General features: G+C 68.1%; 33 protein-coding genes. 1 reads left to right on the top strand and 32 read right to left on the bottom strand.

Annotation, left to right across the window (positions count from 1 at the left end; translation table 11 throughout):
- Positions 1-11 precede the first annotated feature (11 nt).
- From Amac_RS04985 to Amac_RS54420, 18 genes are all read right to left on the bottom strand, one after another.
- Positions 12-341 carry a hypothetical protein gene (locus Amac_RS04985; RefSeq protein WP_155353117.1) on the bottom strand — a complete coding sequence of 110 codons (330 nt, stop codon included), beginning with the start codon at positions 339-341 and terminating at the stop codon, positions 12-14.
- 14 nt (positions 342-355) lie between these two features.
- Positions 356-1,189: a hypothetical protein gene (locus Amac_RS04990; protein WP_155353118.1), complete on the bottom strand. Its 834-nt coding sequence runs from the start codon at positions 1,187-1,189 to the stop codon at positions 356-358.
- 15 nt (positions 1,190-1,204) lie between these two features.
- Positions 1,205-2,209, bottom strand: coding sequence for a right-handed parallel beta-helix repeat-containing protein (locus Amac_RS04995; protein WP_155353119.1), 1,005 nt, complete (start codon positions 2,207-2,209; stop codon positions 1,205-1,207).
- Between the two features lie 3 nt (positions 2,210-2,212).
- On the bottom strand, positions 2,213-2,659 hold the full coding sequence (locus Amac_RS05000; RefSeq protein WP_155353120.1) for a hypothetical protein: 447 nt from the start codon (positions 2,657-2,659) through the stop codon (positions 2,213-2,215).
- A gap of 3 nt (positions 2,660-2,662) precedes the next feature.
- Complete coding sequence (locus tag Amac_RS05005; protein ID WP_155353121.1) at positions 2,663-2,902, bottom strand: hypothetical protein; 240 nt, start codon at positions 2,900-2,902, stop codon at positions 2,663-2,665.
- A gap of 69 nt (positions 2,903-2,971) precedes the next feature.
- Positions 2,972-3,319 (bottom strand): hypothetical protein, encoded by a 348-nt coding sequence (locus Amac_RS05010; protein ID WP_155353122.1) that lies wholly within the window; start codon positions 3,317-3,319, stop codon positions 2,972-2,974.
- A 1-nt stretch (position 3,320) separates the two neighbouring features.
- On the bottom strand, positions 3,321-3,665 hold the full coding sequence (locus Amac_RS05015; protein WP_155353123.1) for a hypothetical protein: 345 nt from the start codon (positions 3,663-3,665) through the stop codon (positions 3,321-3,323).
- Complete coding sequence (locus Amac_RS05020; protein ID WP_155353124.1) at positions 3,665-4,033, bottom strand: hypothetical protein; 369 nt, start codon at positions 4,031-4,033, stop codon at positions 3,665-3,667. The genes Amac_RS05015 and Amac_RS05020 overlap by 1 nt, the downstream gene beginning before the upstream one ends.
- Positions 4,034-4,079: 46 nt before the next feature.
- A complete protein-coding gene (locus tag Amac_RS05025; protein ID WP_155353125.1) occupies positions 4,080-4,919 on the bottom strand; it encodes a phage major capsid protein in 840 nt (279 codons plus the stop codon).
- 16 nt (positions 4,920-4,935) lie between these two features.
- The gene (locus Amac_RS05030) at positions 4,936-5,763 is read right to left on the bottom strand and encodes a hypothetical protein (protein WP_155353126.1); all 828 of its coding nucleotides are present in this window, start codon (positions 5,761-5,763) and stop codon (positions 4,936-4,938) included.
- 151 nt (positions 5,764-5,914) lie between these two features.
- Positions 5,915-6,235, bottom strand: a complete 321-nt coding sequence (locus Amac_RS05035; RefSeq protein ID WP_155353127.1) for a hypothetical protein — start codon at positions 6,233-6,235, stop codon at positions 5,915-5,917.
- 18 nt (positions 6,236-6,253) lie between these two features.
- A complete protein-coding gene (locus tag Amac_RS05040; RefSeq protein ID WP_155353128.1) occupies positions 6,254-9,583 on the bottom strand; it encodes a phage minor capsid protein in 3,330 nt (1,109 codons plus the stop codon).
- Between the two features lie 18 nt (positions 9,584-9,601).
- Complete coding sequence (locus Amac_RS05045; protein ID WP_218040886.1) at positions 9,602-11,155, bottom strand: phage portal protein; 1,554 nt, start codon at positions 11,153-11,155, stop codon at positions 9,602-9,604.
- 111 nt (positions 11,156-11,266) lie between these two features.
- Complete coding sequence (locus Amac_RS05050; RefSeq protein WP_155353129.1) at positions 11,267-11,515, bottom strand: hypothetical protein; 249 nt, start codon at positions 11,513-11,515, stop codon at positions 11,267-11,269.
- Positions 11,516-11,526: 11 nt separating this feature from the next.
- On the bottom strand, positions 11,527-11,733 hold the full coding sequence (locus Amac_RS05055) for a hypothetical protein (RefSeq protein ID WP_155353130.1): 207 nt from the start codon (positions 11,731-11,733) through the stop codon (positions 11,527-11,529).
- A 15-nt stretch (positions 11,734-11,748) separates the two neighbouring features.
- The gene (locus Amac_RS05060; protein ID WP_155353131.1) at positions 11,749-11,952 is read right to left on the bottom strand and encodes a hypothetical protein; all 204 of its coding nucleotides are present in this window, start codon (positions 11,950-11,952) and stop codon (positions 11,749-11,751) included.
- Positions 11,949-12,173, bottom strand: a complete 225-nt coding sequence (locus tag Amac_RS05065; protein WP_155353132.1) for a hypothetical protein — start codon at positions 12,171-12,173, stop codon at positions 11,949-11,951. The genes Amac_RS05060 and Amac_RS05065 overlap by 4 nt, the downstream gene beginning before the upstream one ends.
- Before the next feature lie 101 nt (positions 12,174-12,274).
- Positions 12,275-12,724 (bottom strand): hypothetical protein, encoded by a 450-nt coding sequence (locus tag Amac_RS54420; RefSeq protein WP_174900143.1) that lies wholly within the window; start codon positions 12,722-12,724, stop codon positions 12,275-12,277.
- 56 nt (positions 12,725-12,780) lie between these two features.
- Between Amac_RS54420 and Amac_RS05075 the strand changes: the two genes are divergently transcribed.
- Entirely contained in the window at positions 12,781-13,023 is a 243-nt protein-coding gene (locus Amac_RS05075) for a hypothetical protein (RefSeq protein WP_155353133.1), read from the top strand.
- Position 13,024: 1 nt separating this feature from the next.
- Here Amac_RS05075 and Amac_RS05080 read toward each other — a convergent pair whose 3' ends face one another.
- The 14 genes from Amac_RS05080 to Amac_RS05145 form a co-directional block, all read right to left on the bottom strand.
- Positions 13,025-14,299: a PBSX family phage terminase large subunit gene (locus Amac_RS05080; RefSeq protein WP_155353134.1), complete on the bottom strand. Its 1,275-nt coding sequence runs from the start codon at positions 14,297-14,299 to the stop codon at positions 13,025-13,027.
- A gap of 2 nt (positions 14,300-14,301) precedes the next feature.
- Positions 14,302-14,796: a helix-turn-helix domain-containing protein gene (locus Amac_RS05085; protein WP_155353135.1), complete on the bottom strand. Its 495-nt coding sequence runs from the start codon at positions 14,794-14,796 to the stop codon at positions 14,302-14,304.
- 17 nt (positions 14,797-14,813) lie between these two features.
- Positions 14,814-15,161 carry a hypothetical protein gene (locus tag Amac_RS05090; RefSeq protein WP_155353136.1) on the bottom strand — a complete coding sequence of 116 codons (348 nt, stop codon included), beginning with the start codon at positions 15,159-15,161 and terminating at the stop codon, positions 14,814-14,816.
- 9 nt (positions 15,162-15,170) lie between these two features.
- The gene (locus Amac_RS05095) at positions 15,171-15,443 is read right to left on the bottom strand and encodes a hypothetical protein (RefSeq protein ID WP_155353137.1); all 273 of its coding nucleotides are present in this window, start codon (positions 15,441-15,443) and stop codon (positions 15,171-15,173) included.
- A gap of 134 nt (positions 15,444-15,577) precedes the next feature.
- Positions 15,578-16,024, bottom strand: coding sequence for a hypothetical protein (locus Amac_RS05100; RefSeq protein WP_155353138.1), 447 nt, complete (start codon positions 16,022-16,024; stop codon positions 15,578-15,580).
- Positions 16,021-16,176 (bottom strand): hypothetical protein, encoded by a 156-nt coding sequence (locus Amac_RS05105; protein ID WP_155353139.1) that lies wholly within the window; start codon positions 16,174-16,176, stop codon positions 16,021-16,023. The genes Amac_RS05100 and Amac_RS05105 overlap by 4 nt, the downstream gene beginning before the upstream one ends.
- Before the next feature lie 37 nt (positions 16,177-16,213).
- Positions 16,214-16,417 carry a hypothetical protein gene (locus Amac_RS05110; RefSeq protein ID WP_155353140.1) on the bottom strand — a complete coding sequence of 68 codons (204 nt, stop codon included), beginning with the start codon at positions 16,415-16,417 and terminating at the stop codon, positions 16,214-16,216.
- Positions 16,418-16,708: 291 nt separating this feature from the next.
- A complete protein-coding gene (locus Amac_RS05115; RefSeq protein WP_155353141.1) occupies positions 16,709-17,002 on the bottom strand; it encodes a hypothetical protein in 294 nt (97 codons plus the stop codon).
- A complete protein-coding gene (locus Amac_RS05120; RefSeq protein ID WP_155353142.1) occupies positions 16,999-17,424 on the bottom strand; it encodes a hypothetical protein in 426 nt (141 codons plus the stop codon). Before Amac_RS05120 ends, Amac_RS05115 begins: the two co-directional genes overlap by 4 nt.
- Positions 17,415-17,717, bottom strand: a complete 303-nt coding sequence (locus Amac_RS05125) for a hypothetical protein (RefSeq protein WP_155353143.1) — start codon at positions 17,715-17,717, stop codon at positions 17,415-17,417. The genes Amac_RS05120 and Amac_RS05125 overlap by 10 nt, the downstream gene beginning before the upstream one ends.
- Positions 17,714-18,073, bottom strand: a complete 360-nt coding sequence (locus tag Amac_RS05130) for a hypothetical protein (RefSeq protein ID WP_155353144.1) — start codon at positions 18,071-18,073, stop codon at positions 17,714-17,716. The genes Amac_RS05125 and Amac_RS05130 overlap by 4 nt, the downstream gene beginning before the upstream one ends.
- On the bottom strand, positions 18,070-18,393 hold the full coding sequence (locus tag Amac_RS05135) for a hypothetical protein (RefSeq protein ID WP_155353145.1): 324 nt from the start codon (positions 18,391-18,393) through the stop codon (positions 18,070-18,072). The genes Amac_RS05130 and Amac_RS05135 overlap by 4 nt, the downstream gene beginning before the upstream one ends.
- Positions 18,390-18,668, bottom strand: coding sequence for a hypothetical protein (locus tag Amac_RS05140; protein WP_155353146.1), 279 nt, complete (start codon positions 18,666-18,668; stop codon positions 18,390-18,392). The genes Amac_RS05135 and Amac_RS05140 overlap by 4 nt, the downstream gene beginning before the upstream one ends.
- The gene (locus Amac_RS05145; RefSeq protein WP_155353147.1) at positions 18,665-18,847 is read right to left on the bottom strand and encodes a hypothetical protein; all 183 of its coding nucleotides are present in this window, start codon (positions 18,845-18,847) and stop codon (positions 18,665-18,667) included. Before Amac_RS05145 ends, Amac_RS05140 begins: the two co-directional genes overlap by 4 nt.

Here is an 18,847-nt window from a genome sequence, read left to right on the forward strand (position 1 = left end):
CTACGCCTCGCTCACGAAAGGGCGAGCAAAGCCCACGGGTAGGAGCGGCCCGTCCCGGCGGACTGCAGGAGACTGACCCTGATGGAGATGTTCGCCACGATGGGCGGGCTGTACTTCTGCGGCTCCCCCTGCACGTGGGAGAAGGTCGCCGAGTAGGCCAGCCGCTCCGTTCCGCCGCTCAGCATCTTGGTGTAGACCCGCACCTCCAGGATGTCGGCGAGAGCCATCGCGCCGGTATCGACCCCGAGAACGTAGACATGCGAGGCCGTGTCCGTTGCCAGGTCATGCTCGGTGGTCAGGGTGGCGGACTGGGTGCCGGAGGCGATCACGGTGATGGACATCGATCAACCCCCGCTCAGTCCAAGCCGTAGATGATGACGTCGAACAACTTGTCGGTGGGGTCAGTTATGTTGCTGGCCTGTGACCGGGCGGCAAGCCGGGTACCCGCCGGGATGTTGCAGGGAATGGGTCCGATGTAGCGCGGCTCTACCGCGTCGTCGGAGGTGGAGACCTCCGCGTGCAAGTCGGCGATGACGATCAGCTCGGAGCCGCCCGCGCCGATGGCGATGTCGAGCAGCCAGTCAGTGTTGACGCTCCGCCCGCTGTTTGCCTGCTGGCCGATCGAGACGAGCATGGACCGCATCGGGTTCGTCGTGGACGCCGTGATCTGCGACCAGGAGCCCTTCGTGTTGGCCGCCAGCCCCGGATCGACCGACACGCCACCCGAGTCTGCGGTGGCGACGCCGTAGGCCGTCACCCGGCCGAGTGGAGGCTGGCCCAGCCACGACCCGTAGAGCAGGATCACCTGAAGGCGGGTGACCGCCGAAGCCGAGGTGGCCTGACAGCGCGCCGCGATCCGCGTCCCCGCGGGGATGCCGATCGGGATGAGGATCTGGCCGGGGCCGAGGTTGTTGCTGCCGTTGTCGCACTTGAGGTTAGGGATGATCACCGTCTCCGAGGACGACGCCCCGACTCCGATATCAACCAGGAAATCAGCCGTGGCGGTGTGGCCTCTGCCCGCGTTGACGATCAGGCCGACCGCTTTGTGGGCCGTGGCTGCGATGAGTTCGACCCAACTGCCCTTGGTGTTCGTGGAGCCGCCCGCGGTGACCGCCACGCCGATCGAGGACGCGGCGGTGGCCCCGGCGGTTTCGGTGCCCTGCCCGTCGTACAGCGGCCAGTCGGCCATCGCGGCACCTCCCGCTTACGGCGTGCAGGTGAGGTTGGCGAACCCGAGCCCGGCGTTGGTCACCGTGTTGTCGCAGTAGACGACGTTGCCCGTGGTGGATGGGTCGTGGATGTAGAAGCCCCTTCCCGGTCCCTGCACGTCGGCGGTGTTGCCGGTGAAGGTGTTGTTCAGGCCCCAGTTGCCGAGGCCCGATTTGCTGAGGTTGCGGTGGTGGGTCTCGAATCCGTTGAGCAGGCTGTACTGGCCGCTGTTGCCGGTGATCAGCCAGCCGTTGCCCTTGACGTCCACCCAGCTGTCGGCGCCTTCCTCGGTCTGCCCGGAGCCGTCGAAGGTGTTGCCCGAGACGATCCCGTCTGAGGTGCCCTCTTTGACGTCGATGGCCTCGGCGGTCACGTCGTAGATCGTGTTGCCGGTCACGGCGTTGCGGTCGGACGCGTCGGGCATGCCACCCGTGAGTGCGCCCCAGTTCGCGTCGGAGCTGCCGATGTAGACGCCCTCGCCGAACTTCTCCCGACGGTTCCCCGTATCGAACACGGTGTTGCCGATGACCAGGCTGTCGGTGGTGAAGCTGCGCAGGTGGATACCCTCGTCGCCCAGGTCGCGGACGGTGAGGCCCTCGACAGTGACGTGGTGGGAGTCATCGACCACGACGCCCTTCTGCGCCCACCGTGCGGTGAACCCGTGCAGGTGCCACCACGACGCGCCGTCCAGGTGAAGCGCATAGCCGCCCTGGTGGCCGTCGTTGGTCAGCTGAGCGGCCGGGCCGCCGCACAGCCAGATCGGCGCCTCCTCGGCGCCGTCCGCGGTTGCTGCCCAGCCCCCGTCGTAGGTGCCGTCTTCGATGTGGATCGCGTCGCCGGGCACCGCGCCGGCCAGCGCGGTACCGAGTTCGGCGGGCGTGTCCACGACGACGGTCGCCTCCGGGCACGGGCCATCGGCGCGCGCCGGAAGCGGGAGGGCGACAGCGGAGACGACCAGGCCGACGGCGGCGAGGAAGCGGGGAAGGTTCAGGGTCGTCACCTTTCAGGCCGCACTGCTGGCGCGGAAGAAGTCCGTAATGGTCGACGTAAAGTCGGACCCGTCCGGGGTCATTGAGCAGTCGTGCTTGGTCAGCGGCCTGATGTTGCTGTCCGTCCCGCCGGTCGTGTCGCCGTCGTAGGCGAAGATCAGCGCCGCGATGGCGTTGCCCGCCGCGGCCGTCCAGGTCTGGTCGGCGATGTCGACTTCGGCCCGGTTGTCGGTGTCGTTGATCGTGACGGTCACGCTGGTCACCGTCTTGCGGCCCATCGTGGACTGCTCGTTGTTCGCCGCCGCCAGGATCGACCCCAGGTCGTCGTAGTCGCGGAGCGTGTTGTCGGACTCGATGCCGGACGCCTCGATCGGGATGATGATGAGCGCGTCGTTCGCGCCGGGCAGGCTCATGTCGTAGACAATCCGCCCCAACGAAATGTTGAACGCAATGTTACCCATCGGTCACTCACCGTCCCGGACGACATGCCAGGACGACTTCGCGGGCGAGCCGTCCTCGTTCTCCAGCCCGGCCAGCCGCCACGTAACAGGGCCGCCCTCCACGTTGAGGGTCACGGTGACCTCGGCCTCGCCTGCGGCGATCCGGTCGGCGATCCACCCGGCCGAGAAGTAGTGGTCGTCGGGGACATCTCCGTCGATGCGCAGCACGCCATCGCGGGTACGCCGGAGTCTCAGCTGGGCCACTGGCCCCACCTCTCTTAATGTGGTCGCGGGCGGGCGCGCACCCTCACGCCTCGCCCGCCCGCGCGTCCTTTAGTCGAAGACGGCGACCATCACGCCCGTAGGCGTGGTCCCGGCGTAGTTGACGTGCACCGTCCCGTCGGCCTGGCGATGCTCCGGCCCGAAGCCCTTGATCAGCCGGTACTCCCCAGCCGGGATGGTGACCGTGGTGTCGGCCACCGCGAGGGCGCCAGATCCGACCGTGACGGGGGTCGGGACGGTGACCGTGAGCGCGGCGTCGTCGCCGTTCAGGCAGTAGAAGATCCGGCCCTCGCGGTAGGCGAACATGTTGCCGTCGGTCAGCTCCGCGGCCACATCGACGTCGCCCGGGTCGATACCCGCGAGGGTGAGCGCGGTGGGGGCGATCAGGGTGCGTGCCATGTCAGCGCCTCCCGGACTTCTTGACCAGATCGATCAGGTCGTTCTTCGTCATGCCGTCGGCGGCGTCCGGGTTCAGCCCGTGGTGGCGTACCGCGTACCCCACCCAGGCCGCCTTGGAAGCCGACGGCGGGGGCGGCGCGTACATGGCGACCCGGTCGAGGTCGCCGGTCCCGTCGGGGCTGACCGGCTCCTCGTAGGGGTCGCCGTCGGCGTTGGCGACCCGGGTGATGGCGCCCTTGAGGACGCGCTGCGCGATGCCCTCGGGGAGGGGCAGATCCATCTCGATGATGGATCCGCCCTCCGTGAGGAACCAGCCGGTCTCCGGCCGAGGTTTGGCTTCGGCCATCAGCTGAGGCCCTTCGGCAGCACCAGCGGCGTGATCTTGCCGGTGTTGACGGTGACGTCCACCAGGATGGTGCCGTCGGACTGCAGGAAGCGGCCGGACTCCAGGGTCACCCATCGGGTCGTCCCGAACGCCATCGTCACGGCGAGGTTGCCCTGCCCGGACGCCATCGCGGGCGGGTAGTCGCCCGCCAGGAACGTGACCGTCAGCGCGGTGTCGTCGTCGGTGTTGGTGAGCCGCACCAGCAGGTCGCGGCCTGCGGGGATGGCGGGGATGTACATGCCGTTGGAGACGTCGTAGGCGGTGCCTGTGCCATCCAGAGTGGAGGTGTTCAGCCCGACCTCGACGAGCGGTGCGGCGGTGCGCGCCATGATTGATCAGATCCTTTCTGCCTTGTTGTCCGGGGTGGGGACCTGATCAGGTCTCGGATGCGACCAGCGTGGCCAGCCCGTCCGGGCGCATGACCTTGGCGCCGTACACGTACAGGCCACGCATCCGGTCGGCGAACCGCACCTCGCTGCGCAGAGCTTCGGTCCTGGTGATCTGCGACGCGAACGTGATGGCCCGGTTGTTGCCCGCCAGGACGGCGTAGTCGTCGCCGGTCACCAGGGGCGCATTGTTCGACTCATAGAGGTCGAAACCGAGTGCCCGGCCGATCCAGCCCTCGATGAGGTGCGCGCTGGAGTTGACGCCGGGGTTGGCGTTGTTGACGAACTTGCCGTTCTCCAGCAGCAGCGAGGCCATGAACGGCGGGAGTACCGCCCAGCGGCCCGCCCGAGGCACGCTGGCCTTGGTGAGGCGCAGGCCGAGCAGGCGGATCTGGGTGTAGGCGATGTCGCCGGTGGTGACCGAGACGGTGCCGATCGCGTTGGCGGCGGCGGCCTGGGTGTAGAGGCCGGCGACGTAGGAGTCGACGACGTCGTTGACGGCGTATCCGGATTCCTCCATGGCCGGGCCCATGACGTCGCCCTTGGCCTGAGCCTTGTCGACGTCGTCCAGCGAGAAGGCCCAGTACTTCTCCTGATCGACGACCAGGGTGCGCTGGGCGTCGGTCAGCTCTTCGTAGGCGATGTCGGTGTTGCGGGAGTAGGTGTTGACGGTAGGGCGGGAGACGCTGGTGACGCGCACGGTGTCGCCTGCAGCCGTGATTTCGCCCTCGTAGTCGCGGTTGCACAGCGCCGCGTAGATGTGGGCTTTCTTCAGGCTGGTGAGCAGGAGTGCGGACCAGATCTCGGGCCGGAACCGGGTGATGGCCACGGGTGCCTCTCAGTCCTTACATGAGGTGTTTGAGCTTCCCGGCCTTGAATGCCGCCGCGATCTGGTCGGGCGTCATGCGGGCGAGTTGCTCTTCGGTGATGGGGCCGCCTTCGCCGGAGCCGCCGGTGAACTCGCCACCGGAAACCGGGGCGGGCTTGGGCTTCTTCTCCTCGGCAGCGGCGGCAGCGGCGGCGAGCTTCGGGTTGTCCTTGACGGCCGTCTTGATCGCGTCGGCGACGGCAGCCTTAAAGCCCTTGTCGGCCGGGTCGAAGTCGGCGACCGCCCGCAGGAAGCCGCGCGAGTCGAGCAGCGCGCTGGCGTCTCCGCCGTGCTGGCCGGCGACGTCGCGGACGGCGTCGCGGATCTCCAGCTCGCGGATCCGGGAGTCCTTCTTGGCCGATTCGGCGGTGAGGGTCTCGATCTGCTTGGCCGGGTCGACTTCTTCGCCCTTCTTCAGGCCGAGGGCCTGGGCGATGGCGTCGAGGGTGGCCTGGTTTTTCGCGTTCGCCGCGTCGAGGTCCTTCTTGTTCTGCTTGGCGCGGGCCTCGTTCTGCTTCGCCAGCTCCCGCCATTTGGCCAGGTCGTCGCCGTCCTTCGCCTTGCCCGTTTCGGGCTTGCCGTCGGTGGTCGTGCCGCCCTGGTCGGTGGTGCCAGTGCCGGTGTCCGTGGTGGTGCTGATGTCGGCGTCGCCGGTTCCCGTTTCGGTTTCCGTGCCGCCGGTGTCGCCCCCACCTGCGTCGCCTTCGCCGGAGCCGCCCATGACGGGCCAGATCACTCGGCCGGACGGCAGTACGCCGATGGCCTGGAGTCCGGTGCGGGGGTGGATGGGCAGGGGGATGTGCATGTGTGTTCTCCCGTTTCGGGATCAGGGGGCGCCCGTTTCGGGCAAGGGGTCCGCCGCGTTGCGCGGCGAAGATGAGGGGGCACGCCGTCAGGGCATGCGAAAGGCCCGGACCACATGGGGGTGTGGGCCGGGCCTTAAGGGATGGCTGAGGTTATTCGGGCGCTGCGAGCCGGTACAACGGCGCGTACAAGGCGGGATCCATCACGTCCGAGGCGGGGCGGCCCGCGTCGAACAGCCGCTTATGGACCTGCCACACGTACGTGCTCGCGCGCACAGCCGGAGGGCCGACACCGTCAGCGTCAAGGAAGCCGGCCGCGGCCTGGTCGTCGGTCCAGACGTGACCGAGGAGGAGCCCGTCCATGTCGTGGAGTGCCGCGCGCCGTACCTCGCCGACGACGTCACCGGAGTAGCTGATCGGGGTGGAGACGTCGAAGGGGGCGAAGGCGGCGTCGGTCCAGCGTGGATGAGTCACAGCCTCTCGCCTCCTTCTCTACGTATATCCGTCGAAAATGTCGCCGTATGGGTCCGGGGCCCAGTCGGCTGGTTTCACCCAGTCGTCGGGGACGACTTCCAGTTCCATGCCCCAGACCTTGTAGCCTTCCCGAGTCCCTTGATAAACGCCGTGAACCACATATCGAGTTCCCCGGCCGAGGAGGATCTCCCGCTCATCGGTGCCGTAGTCCGAGATGCTCATGACGTTGAGCGCCTTGTGGCCCTTCGGCAGCCGGATCATCAGGACGTGACCCGAGAAATCGCTATTCTTGCCGATCGACGTGGACATGAACCCGTGCTCGGGGAAGTCCCGGCCGACGAGCGCTTTCATTGTCTCAGGCTTGTCAACGTCCGCGCCCAGGAACTCGGCGTAGGCGTCGGTGACGGCCCGGTGCACAATGACCGACTCCGGGAGTTCCGCCTTGGAAAAGGCGGCATCCATGTTGGCGATGATGTTGTCGTACCAGGCACGGCGCATGCTGTCGGTCGGCGGATGGCCGCGCAGCCCCTTGTTCAGCACCTCGTAGTTCTGCCCGGTGTACTTCTTGACCGCGTCGATCTCGTCGGGAGTGAGGTCGGGCAGCGGGTGATTCTCCTGCGCCCAGGTCAGGCCTTCGTGGTTGTCGTGGAAGCGCAGGCCGTGCCGCATGCCCGGCGAGCCGGAACGTGCTGCGCGCGCACGGAGCTCCTCGGCCAGTGCCCGTAGTGCGGCTGCCCGCAGCTCCGAAGACTTGACCTGCCCGAGCCGCCGCATGGCGACGGCTTCCGGGTCGTCGGAGGTGGTGAGCGTGTCGAGCCACTTCTTGTGACCTGCCTGCGCTCCACCCTTGTCGGCGAGTTTGTCGAACGTCGTGAGCGCGCGCGCCCACGCCTCCCGCTCGGCCTCGGTGCCGCGCTTGTTGAGCAGGTCATCCCGCAGCTGCTCGGCGTTGAGGTCGTCCTTGTGGTCGAGCAGCCGGGCGAGCGTCGTCTCGGCGAGCCTTGCCGCCTCCCGCAGTCCCTCCAGCCGGCCCATCAGGTCCCGGCGGCGCGCGAGGAGACGATCGGCCACGTCGTCCGGCAGGCCGGACTCGGCGACGATGCGCCGGATCTCCTCGGGGCTGACCCGCTCGACCCGCTCCAGCGAGTCCTGAAGCTCAGCGGAGGTCATCCCCTCGAACAGCTTGGCCGCCTGCGGTGCCGTGCCGGGATCGCGGAGGGTGTCCCATTCGGTGACGGTGTCGCCGAATGCGGAGCCCTTGGGGCTGCCCTGCGCTCGGTACAGCAGCGCTCCGCCGGTGTCGATCCTGGCGACGTCGCCGCCCGGGGTGAGCAGCATGTTGTCGAAATCCAGGCCCGCCGCGTCCCAGTTGGCCAACCAGGCATCGGCCGCGAACCCCGCCCGTGCGGGCATCCGGAGCTCGCCGGGGGAAGCCTCGCGGCCCTCGATGACCCGGCTGGCGGTCTGCGGGCCGTCGGGCAGGCCCGGGGCTCCGCGGCCGGCGTGGATCTCGGGCGCGAGGATGCCGGCGGCCGTGTACAGGCGTGCGGCGGCGATCTCGTTCGCCGCGTGCTGCTCCGACTTCTGGGTTTTGACGTACCAGCGGTTGCCGTCGGCGTCTTCGAACAAGCCGCCGGGGTTGCTGCCGCCTTGGGGGCCGATCTGGCGGAGGTTGCTGAAGTCGCCGTTCGGCACGGTGGCGCGCGCGGCGGCTTCGGCTTCGAGCCGGGCGCGTTCTTCCTCGGCTCGACGTTCAGCCTCCAGTCGTTCCCGCTCGGCGCGGGCTTCGGCTTCCAGGCGCTCCCGTTCCGCCTTCGCCTCAGCTTCGCGGCGCGCCTGCTCAGCCTCCTCCTCCAGGCGTCGCTGCCGTTCACGCTCTTCGGCCTCCAGCCGGACGCGCTCCGCCTCCGCTTCGAGCCGGAGCCGCTCTTCCTCGGCCTTGCGCTCCGCTTCCTCCCGCTCAGCCAGGGCGCGGGCCGCCGCTTCCGCTTCCCGCCGCGCCTTCTCCGCCTCGACCAGCAGGCGCTGACGCTCGGCCTCGTCGGCCTCCTCGGCCCTGCGCTGCTCCTCCGCCAGAGCGGCGGCCTGAGCCCGCGCCTGCTCCTCAAGCCGCCGCCGCTCTACCCGCTCCGCCTCCAGTTGCTCGCGGCGCGCCCGCGCCCGATCCACGTCCAAATCCAGGACCTGCTGCGGGATCACGTCGGCCACGGGTGCGACCTGGGCGTCACTGGCGACGCGTGGGATACTCCCGGCGCCGATGGCCTCTCGATGGGGCTGCCGCTTGAGTTTCGGGTGTGCGCGCAGGTGGTCGCGCATGATGCCCTGCCACTGCTTGACCTTCACCTTGGCGGCGGCCTTCGCCTCGGGGGTGAGCGCGCCGAGTTCGCGTTCCTTGTACTGGCGGATCTTGCGTTCGATCGCGCGCTGCCGCTGGCGGGCTTTGTCTCCGGCCGGGTCGGCCGTGTTCTTCGGCGTCTTCGTCACACCAGGCAAATAGGACGAAATGGAATGACGGCACATCGGGTGGAAAAGGCCCCGCAGTTGAGCCTCTTCCAGCGTGGCTTCGACGTGGACGGTGATCATCTCGTCGTCGTTGATCGCGTGCTCAACCTGCACATCGCCGGTCGGCCCGGACAGGGAAAGCACGGCCGACTCGAAACGACGACACAAAGCGCACTCGCCGCCATGGTCGGAGACGATCACCAGGTCCTGGTCAATCGCCGTCAGCCGATCCACCTGCGCCTGGATCGCGGCCCGCGCCGCGTTCGTCCGCGCGACCATCTCCACGTACGTGGACAGCTTCCACTTCCGCCCCGCCGAGTCGGTGAAACCGACGATGCCCTGGTCGGTGAGCCGCTGCCACATCGCCTGCGACGCCTGACGCCGCGTAGACGTCCCCGCGAGGATGCGGGCGGCACCAGCGGCCTGCACGGCCCGGTAGGCGTCCACGCTGCTGCGCAAGATGTTGGCCTCGACGCGGCCGAGGTCGGCTGACACCGAACTGGCGACCCGCTCGATCGCGGCCGCGTTCGGGATCGCCTCCACGGCCTTGGCGACCAGGGCCTTATTGCCGTGCAGGTCCGCCAGGGCGGAAGTCCAGCCCGCGTTGTACGCCTCGGCCACCATGACGCGGGCAGCTGGCCCCTTCTGGCCGGCCAGTCGCTTGATCAGGATCTGGACGGCCTTACTGAGCTGCTGGACGCCGCCCAGTTTGGCTGCTTGCCGCTCGGTGGGCAGGTCGCGGCCGAGGCGGTAGGCGATGACCTTGATGAGGCTGGCCTCGACGTCGCGGTAGAGGTCGGCCAGCGATCCGGCGATGGCGTCGAGGAGGTCCGGGTCGGCGGGCACGACGACCTCCCCGCCGGGCTATTCCTCGTCCGAGGCTCCCGGGTATCCGCCGTCCTCGGTGGTGGCGGGCTCGTCTGGCTGGTCGGCCTCGGGTGGCCGGATGGTGTACGGGTCGTCGACCAGTGACCCGCCCGCGTCCAGCTCGGCCTGGATCTTCTCGACCTCGGCCATGACGTCGGCGTCCTCCCAGTCGGGGTGGAGCATCCGCACCATGACCTCGGTGCTCGCTGCTCCGGCTTGCCGATAGAGGGCAAGGGTTTCGGCGAGGGCTTTCGGGTCGGTGGCGACACCGTCAGGCCATTCGATCTTCGGCCGTTCGACCTCCACCGTCGTGCCGAAGACCACCCGGTCGATCGCCAGCAGCGCCCGCAGAATGTTGGAAGTCCGAGGGCGCCGGTAGCCGATCTTCTTGCCGCGCGTCGTGAACGACCGTTCCTGGCGGGCGATGACCTCGGTCGCCGTCACCGCCGCGACATCACCCTTCCCGCCGAAAGACTGGATGCTGTAGCCAGCGCCGCGGACGATGACTTCGGTCCAAGCGGCTGTGGTGTCCATGTGCTCCTGGACACGGATCTTGAACTGCTGGGCGCTGATCTCCAGTCCTTCGCCCTTGGTCATCGCGCCGACGGATTCGTACAGCTCCTGGTCGGGGTCGAACAGGCCGCCCTTGCCGGGGCCCTGCGACTGGATGTAGCTGTGCGGGACGATGAGCCGGGCCTTCGCGAGGCGGATGTCCCGGTCCCAGCTGCTGTAGACCTCGTCGAGGCGGTCGAGCATCGGCTCGACGCCTTCAATGTCGGCGCGGCCGAGGTAGGCGGCGGCGGGCTGGTTCCGCCAGATCTTGGCGGGCCGCATGTTGGGGAAGTATTCGGCGGTCAGGTACGGGATCCGGGTGGGGATGCGGGTTCCGTCTTCGACGTGCTGGGCGAGGTAGGCGGTGGCTTCGTGTTCGGTGAGCGGCACCATGTGGCCGAGGTCGTCGAAGGTGCCCTCGTAGAGCCCGTGCAGGATGGCGCCGATTTCGTGGCGTTCGAGGTGCCGGATGACGGTGTTGTCGTCTTCGGCGAGGACGCGCCAGAAGGTGACGGCGACCAGGGCGCCGTACCGGAATTCGGGGATGGCAGCGTCGGCGTGGACGGGGGCCAACCACGGGCCGTCGGGGCGGACGTCTTTGTCCCAGCAGACGCGCAAGTAGTCGCCGCCGAGGGCTCCGCCGAGTTCGGCGGCCTCATGGAAGGTGGACTGGAAGCCGTACTCGTCGGCGAGGGTTTCGAGGCGGGCGTTGGTGGCCTTGTCGCTGGCGGTGATCTTGACGGGTTCGGCGAAGAGCATGTTGGCGCCGGTGACGGCGATGTCGCTGGCGAGGGGGACGTGGAGTTTGGTGCGGGTTTCGTTGCCGCGCGGTCGGGTGCCCCAGAAGAAGCGTCCGAGTTTGCGGCCGACTGTGGCGCGCCATCCTCCGCGTTCGCTGGCGAAGAAGCCGGTGGTGTCGCCGTTTTGGGCTCCGCCGCCGTAGATGGCGGAGAGCTGGTCGGGGTCGCCCGAGTCAATACCACGCCGACCACTCGGCAAGCTTGGCGCTTACCGGGGCGAGGTGGCGAGGTGGCCAGGGCCCGGAGGTGGGAAGCATGAGGCATCACCTCCTCTTACGGTCAGCGCTGCCGTGGATGGTGCGTACGCCGCTTAGGCGACCGGCTCGTAGATGGCCGCGAAGTCGGCGGCCGGGCAGACCTGGCCGGGCTGGCCGTCGCCGTGCTTGACGATCCAGTCGTTCTTGCGGAGCCAGAGGCTTCCGGCGGCGGTCATGACCATGAGTCCGCCGTCGGGTTGGGGGTCGGCCCGGCAGTGGGTGAAGGCGATGACGTCGGTGAGGTTGTCGCCGGTCCACTGGATGGCGTCGATCTCGGTGGGCTTGGTGCGGTAGCGGGCCACGTGGTTCTCCGTTAGGGCAGGTCGCGGGTGTCGTTTACCCCGAGCGCGTCGTAGGCGGCGTGCATGGCGTCCCAGAGCGCCCGGCCCTCCGGGTCGGATTCGGCGGGGCGTTGCGATCCGCCGTAGGTGAAGGCGAGCGCGCGGGCGCACTTGACCAGCGCGGCGCGTTCGCGTTCCCACTGGGCCCCGACGGCCTGCGGGTTCGGGGCTGGGGACATCACGCGGTCCCCCCTTCACGACGGGCGGTTCCGGTCGTACGGCTGGAAGCCGAAGCGGAGCTCCTGGGGCTCGTCTTGGTAGGCGAGTTGGGTGTCCGCGATGGTGAGGCTCACGCTGACGTCTCCACCGGCGTCGGCGGGCGGGTCGAGTTCGGCGCGGATGTCTCGGACCAGGGCGGCGAGTTCGCGGACGAGGTGGCGGCGGAGGCGGCCGATCACCGGCTCTGCTCAGGGCGTGTTCGGTGGGCGGCGGCGAGGATCAGGTGCGGGAACTCGATCGGGACGTCGCCCGGGGAGGTGGGCGGGCCGAAGACGAGGCGCGGCCCCGGGCGGACTGGGGCGGGCTCCGGTCGTAGCTGCGCGGTCGCGGTGTGGATGCTGTAGCGGATCACGTCGAGCCCGCGATCGAAGTCGTCGGACTTGGCCGGGCGTTCGGCCATTCAGTCCTCCGGGTTTTCCAGGGCGTCGAGGGTGCCGAGGTCGAGGACGGCGGAGCCGCCGATGTGGAGCTGGACGGGGAGTGGGGCTGTACCGGCGTTCATCAGGTCGCCTCGGGGATCTGGACCAGTTCGAGGTGCACATCCAGGTGCTTCGCGTACCTGCCCTCGGGATTCGGGAGCGTGGCGACCGATCGGCGGCGGATCTGGAATTGCTCGCCGTCTATCTCGAAGACCGAACCCATGTCCAGGCGAAGCGGCCGGACATCGCTCTGCTCAACCTCACCGAGGAAGACGCCTTCGGGCCAGTGCCACGAGCCGCCCACCTGGTGCTCCGCGAACACGTGCGAGCACTCCCTGAGGAAGAACAGGCCCTCGGGGTTGACCGCCATGAGGGAGACGATGCCGCCGCCCGCCTGCCCGGCCGGGTCGAGGACTGCTGTGACGATCGCAGCCCGACAGGCGGGCGGGTACGACTGGGTGCCATCGGCGCGGGGCGGCGTGCCGTGGCTGACGTAGTGGACGATGTCGCCGATGCCGGGGTTGCGGTCCATCTCGGGAGCTCCAGGGTGCGGTTGAGAGGGTTTTCCATGGCCGGGACAATGGGCCGATGAGCAGCCAGCCGCGCTACCGGGTGACCCTCGACGGCAAAGACGGCCAGGTGGCCGAATTCCCGTTCAACGAACTACCGACGCCGGGACTCCAGTTCACGGTGAAACGCGCCCGGTGGCGGGTGGTAGCGGTGGCGGTGGCGATCAACTCGACGAGGGACGCGCCGAACCTCGTCGAGTGCGATGTTGTCCTCGCGGCGCGGTGGAGCGACGAGACGGAAGGCTGGGAGAAGGTCAGCTGACCTAGGCGGCCACGAGAAGTTGCGGCTCGCACAGCTGGTATTGCCAGGTCGCCCGTGTCGTATGGGCTGCGTAGCGGGCCATGTCGAGCCCGTGGTCCGCGATCTTGATCGGCGCATCCTCGCCCTTCGCGGACTTCTTGTCGTCCCAGCTGTAGCCCGGGAACTCCTCGATCAGGTCCTTGCACGACGAGTGCACCTTCAACCGCTGCGTCGCCAGCAGCGACGACACCGTCATAATCCCGGGCAGCACCTCGTTGTCGCCCAGCACTGACGCGATGCCATCCTCGTGCAGCTGCACCCTGAAACTCGCCGCGCTCGGGTCCACCACGGTGAACATCGGGCGGACACCCTTCGCGTCCGAACCCGGAATCGGCACCTGGTCCAGCCATGTACGCAGCCGCTTCGAGTATTCGACGTCCGTGAGTTGCCGATGCTTCAGCTTCGAGTCGTAGCGCCAATCCCGGACGATGTACAACCGGCGATCGATGCCCAAACCCAGCAAACCGGCATGAAACGGATTAGTCGTGCCATGGTCTACACCGAGCGCGATCCACTGTGTGATCTGCGGAACGATGTCGACGACATGGACGTCCTCGTCCCACATGTCGTAGACGGCACCCTCCGCCGCGACCCACTCGCCCTTGATGAACCGCCGGTACCACAGGCCGACGTACTCCATCTTGAGCGAGGCCACGTAGCCCGGGTCGAGCGCGTGATTGTCGTCGATCACGAACTTGAAGCTGCGCAGATTGAGCTCGCCCTTGCGGAGTAGGAACCTCTTCCGCAGCCAGTGCGCCGGCGAGTCGGGGTTGGTCGTGGCGAACAACTGCGCGCCCCGAACGCTGAGACGGGACAGGAGCATGTCCCAGAAGCCCTCCGGGATCAGCGTCGCCTCGTCGACGTAGGCGCCCGCGAAAGTGCCGCCACGCAGGCGGCCCACCGCGGCCTTGTCGTTGGCGGTGATGATCTCGATGCTGCGGCCCAGGATCTTCGCGGTCGGAGCGCCTCGCGTGTAGGAGATCAGCCGCGCGGCCGGGCCGGTGATCGCCGGGTCCATCAACGGGCCGAAGACGTTCCTCCACACGGTGTCGAACGTCTTGCCAATGACGACCAGCTGGCCACCGCGCGGGGCCGACGCGACGTAGACGAGCCAGCGCAGCAGGGAGGCGACGGTTTTACCCGACCTCACCGACCCTTCCCATATGCAAATTCGGGCTGTGGCGTGGGCTATCGACTCTTCCTGCTTCTCCGAGAGCCGCAGGTCGACGCCCTGCATGGTCAGTCGCCCGTCCCGTGCTTGTCCTGGAAGCTCGCGAACAGGCTGCCGAGCAGGGACCCAACCTTCGCGGCGTCGTCGCCGGTGTCGTAGTCGGTCAACCGCAGGCTCTTCTCGACCGCGATGGCCATGCCGCGCAGGATCTTCTCCTGGCCGGCGAAGTCGGGCCGCTCCAGCTGGTGTTCCGCGTAGGTGTTGTCGCGGCCGCCGAAGTTGAACGCCATGCACGGTTCCCACAGCTGGGCGCGGATGCGGGCGGCGTCGTCGAGGAGGTCGAGGGCGAGCTGGGCGCGTTTGGCCGCGGCGTCGGCGACGCGCGCCTCGGTGGCGGCTTTGGTTTGCGATCGGTCCCAGGCGAGGCCCATTTTGGCGGCGGCGCGGGAGACGGCGGCGCGGGAGCGGCCGATCGTGTCGGCGACGGCGCTGCAGGAGAGGCCTTGGGCGTGCAGGTCGCGGATCTGCTGGAGTTCGTCGTCGGAGAGGGGGATGCCCGACATCGCTCACCCCCTCGCGGCTAGTTGATGTACAGCCCTGCCGGTGTCCGCTGCGGCTGCCTCTTGGGTGCGTCGGGCGCGCCGGTGGCGAGTTTCTGCTTGGCTGCCTTGATCTGCCGGATGGCGTTGAGGACGTGCGGTTTCAGCTGCTCCTCGGTCGCGTCAGGCTTGTCGATGGTGATGAGCGGTCCGGCGATGGCCTCGTCGAGCGCGAGCGACCGGCCGACGACCATCACGACCCAGACGGGCTTGGGTCCGCCCGGGGTGGGCAGCATCGTGGGGATGACCTCGTAGGTGAGCGGCTCGCCGACCGCGTTCACGGTGATGAGGTTCTCGACGTGGCGGGCGATGGCGTCGCTGATGCGCATCGGGGTCCTTCAGGTGTGGGCGAGGGTGTCGGCGTGCACGCGGGCGCGCTCGGCCGGGGTGGCGGGGATCTGTTCGCCGGTCTGGCCGTACCAGTCGATGCGGATGAACCATTCGATGATCGCCAGGTCGTCGTAGTCGTAGACCATGACGTCGTCGCGGTTCTTTCGCTTGCGGACGCCGTAGCGGGTGATCCAGGAGGCGATGGTGCCGCGTGCCTTGCCGAGCCGTTGGGCCGCGTCGGCGCGGGTTGCCCATTGGGTCGTTTGGAGGGCTGGGGGCATGTTCACCCCCGGATATGCGAAAACCCTCGGCTTTTGGTTCCGAGGGCCTAGATCACACACCTTACTTTCGAGAGTTTGCGTGCACTTGGGTCGCCTAGTCAAGTCCGGGGAGGATCTTCGGCGTGTCGCCGCGATTACGACACGTCAAGTCGCTGCACCTGCCCGCCGTAGCCGAGCGCCACGCCGACCTCGCCCGGGCTGATCCACATGACCGTCTTCGCGGGCAGCAGGCCGAGGCTCCTGCCGTCCAGCCCTGCGGCTTCCAGTGCGTTGCCGAGGGTCTCGTCAGGCCCCCAGTCGGTGCCGATGTCGCGCAGTCCGGAGCCCCATTTCGGATCATCGCGCTCGATCGCTGTCTGCCAGGAGGGGTGGCTGACCGGTCCGTCGAGGATGGCTTCTTCGAGGGCCTGCCGAAAGGCTTCTGCCTGCTCCAGCGTGGGTCTTTGGGCGAGTTTCCGTGCTGTCCAGATCGCTGCGTCGGTGGCGTCTTCGCCGGTGTCTGGGTCGGCTTCTTCGATGAGGCGGTCGGCCCACCAGCGTGCTGCGGTGCGGGCTTCGGCGGTGCCGTCGCTGGCATTCATGCGCTGGCCTCCGGGTGGGTGCGGTCGAACTCGGCGAGGCGGCGGATGAGCTCCCGCCGTTCGTCGGCGGTCATTCGGGTGGACACAGTGCCGACCGGGACGAGGATGACGTCACCCGTGATGGGGCACGGGAGGAGGGCGGGGAGGGCCATGCCCCGATTCTTCCAGGCTGGACTGACGTTTTGGCCTTCAGTCCGGCCCGCTCGGGTCGATGTAGAAAATGCCGTCCGCGTCCGGGATGTAGAGCAGGCCGGTGATGGTGCCGTCCGTCTGGGTGTAGTCGGTGCCCCAGTCCATCTCGCCGATCACCTCGGGGGCGGGTGAGGTGTCGAGTGCGAACATCAGGTCGTCGATGATGTTCCACTCGTCGCGGTTGATCCGGTGAACGGCCATACCCCCGATTCTGGCAGGCCCGGCTGACGTTTCGGATCACCGTTCGTGGGGATCTTTGCCGTGATGCCACGCCCGCAGGAACGCGGCCAGGTCATCCACTACAGCCATCCCCTTCTGCACTCACGAAGAGCCTAATCCTCAGGTCTTCGGGCCAGTCGTTGCTGCTCTCCCAGCGTTGTTTGCCGCATCGGCAGGTGCGGATGGTCGCCGTGGCCCGGTTGGGGAGGGTGAGGGTGAAGGGTTCCCAGCGGTGGCGGTGAAGCAGGGCGCGCGCGAGGGCGACCAGGTCGGTCACGGCCGGATTTCCCATCGCCCTCGCACCTCCTCCAGTTCGCCGCGCTCGTTGAGCACCTGAACGGTGACCTCTGCGCCATCGGCGATGATCTGCCCTGGGACGATCTTCCCGGTGATCGCGTCCGGGAACTTCGCCTTCACCTGCTCCTCGGTGCACATGCCCTCGTCAATGAGTTCGCGCCACGTCGGGGCGTTCTTGAGCAGCTCGGCGATCCAGGTGTCCCGGCCGTCGTCCATGATGTCTCTGGTGGCAGCGTTGATGCCAGCGAGGATGTCGTCGGTCGCGCTCATGCTCCCTTGCTCCATTCGCGCACGGCATCGGCCGCGATCCGCGCGATGTCCTCCACGGTGAGTCTGATGATCGCTTCGCCGCTGGTCCCGGTGGCGAGCCCGGCGGTTGCGTCCGGTGCGCTGATGAAGTCTTCCGCGACGTCGGCGAGGGCGGCGTGGAGTCCTTTGCTGATGACCTGGTTGAGCGTCATCGAGTTGAGTCGTTCGGCGAGGTTGGCGGGGCGGGCGGGCGGGCGGGTTTCGCGGATGGCGGTGAAGGCGATTCGGCCGCAGGCGACGCACAGGTCGAACCGGCCGGATGGCATGCCGCCGCCACCGACGTTCCCGACTCTCGTGCCGGTGAGGGCGTGGCCGGTGTCTTTGCCGTGGCTCATCTCGTCGACTTCGGTGCCGCACCCGTTGCAGCGCACGATCAGCGACATTCGACCCCTTCCTCGGACGTAGGCGCGGCGGGCTCGAACGCGGTGTTGAAGTCGTCCGGGTTGAGCCCCCACAGGCGTTTGCCGTCGTTGATGAGCCAGTCGTCCGGCCTGAACACCTGGTAGCCCAGGCCGACCAGCACGTTGATCTGGCCGTGCGCGCGCTGAGCGTTGTACCCGCACCGCTTCAGCCAGTCTCTGACTGCGTCGAGGTTGTCGTCGGTGAGAAGGACGGCTTCTACCTGTCGGGGTTCGGCGGGTCGGGTCTGGTAGCGGCGGGCGGGGGTGGTCGTCATAGCATTCCCCTCTCGACGTCTCCGAGCCGTTGCGGCCCTCGCATGTCGATCGCGTCCAGCACTTCGTCCGCCCGATGCACCAGGTCGAGGCCGCACGCCTTGCAGTCGCGGTCCCACACCAGCACGCCGTCGTCGTCGGGCGTGCCCGTGAGGCCGGGCGAGACGCACGTGCAGTCGATCGTGTTGATGGTCTCGATGATCGCGGCGGCGGTTTCGGCGAAGCGCCGTCGCCGTCGCGGGCTCATGTGCTCCAGTACGTATCGGGCTGCCGTGAGGTTGCCGTCGACGGCGGACTCCAGGGCTTCCCTCATCTGGATGGCGTGCAGGTGGTCGCCTGGCGAGTTCTGGCGCGTCATGACCTCTCCGTCTCGAACTCGGCCACCAGCATGCCGATCACAGCGGTGGCCTCGTCGATCTTCTGGCGTTGTTCGGGGGTCATCTTGGCTATGAGCTGGCGAGCCTCGTCGAGGCGGCCGTGGTAGGCACTGCCCATGGCGGCCATGACGTCGAGGTCGTGGAGGAGTCGGCGGCCGTGCCCGTACTGGGCGAACACCTCAGCCAGGACCGGGTCTGTGAGCGTGCTGGCGGGCGGCTTCCAGTGGAGGTCTTGGATTTCGTCGATGAGGTCCGACGCCTCGGGGTGGATGTGCATTTTGCCGGTGTCCTGCTCGTTCACGGTTGCCTCTTCAGGTGTCGTTCGATGTCGGCGATGCCGTCTTGCGCCTCTTCGGTGATGGATTCGTCGATCGCTTCCCATAGCGGCCGGAGCGCGGCGAGCATGCCGTTCACCCACGCGACCACGTACGGCAGCACGGTGCCGAAGTGGGTGCTGGCCGGGCCGTACGCGCACACCTCTTGGACCATCTGGTGGGCTTTCGGGATGCCGAGGTGTTCGGCGTCGTCGAGTTGGACGGCCAAGGCGAGACGGGCCTGGCTGGTGAGGATGCTCATCCCTTGATCTCCAGTCGTTTGATGCCGCTGCTCCAGTTGACCCGGATCTTGACCGGGGTGTCGCCCGGGACTTCGGCGCGCATCGCTTCCTGCACGAATGCGGCCATCTCGTCGAGGGTCATGCCGCGTTTCGGGTCGGTGGCGTCGGCTTCGACTTCGACAGTTCGCCTCGTGGGCAT

The organism is Acrocarpospora macrocephala (assembly GCF_009687865.1).
GTDB lineage: Bacteria > Actinomycetota > Actinomycetes > Streptosporangiales > Streptosporangiaceae > Acrocarpospora > Acrocarpospora macrocephala.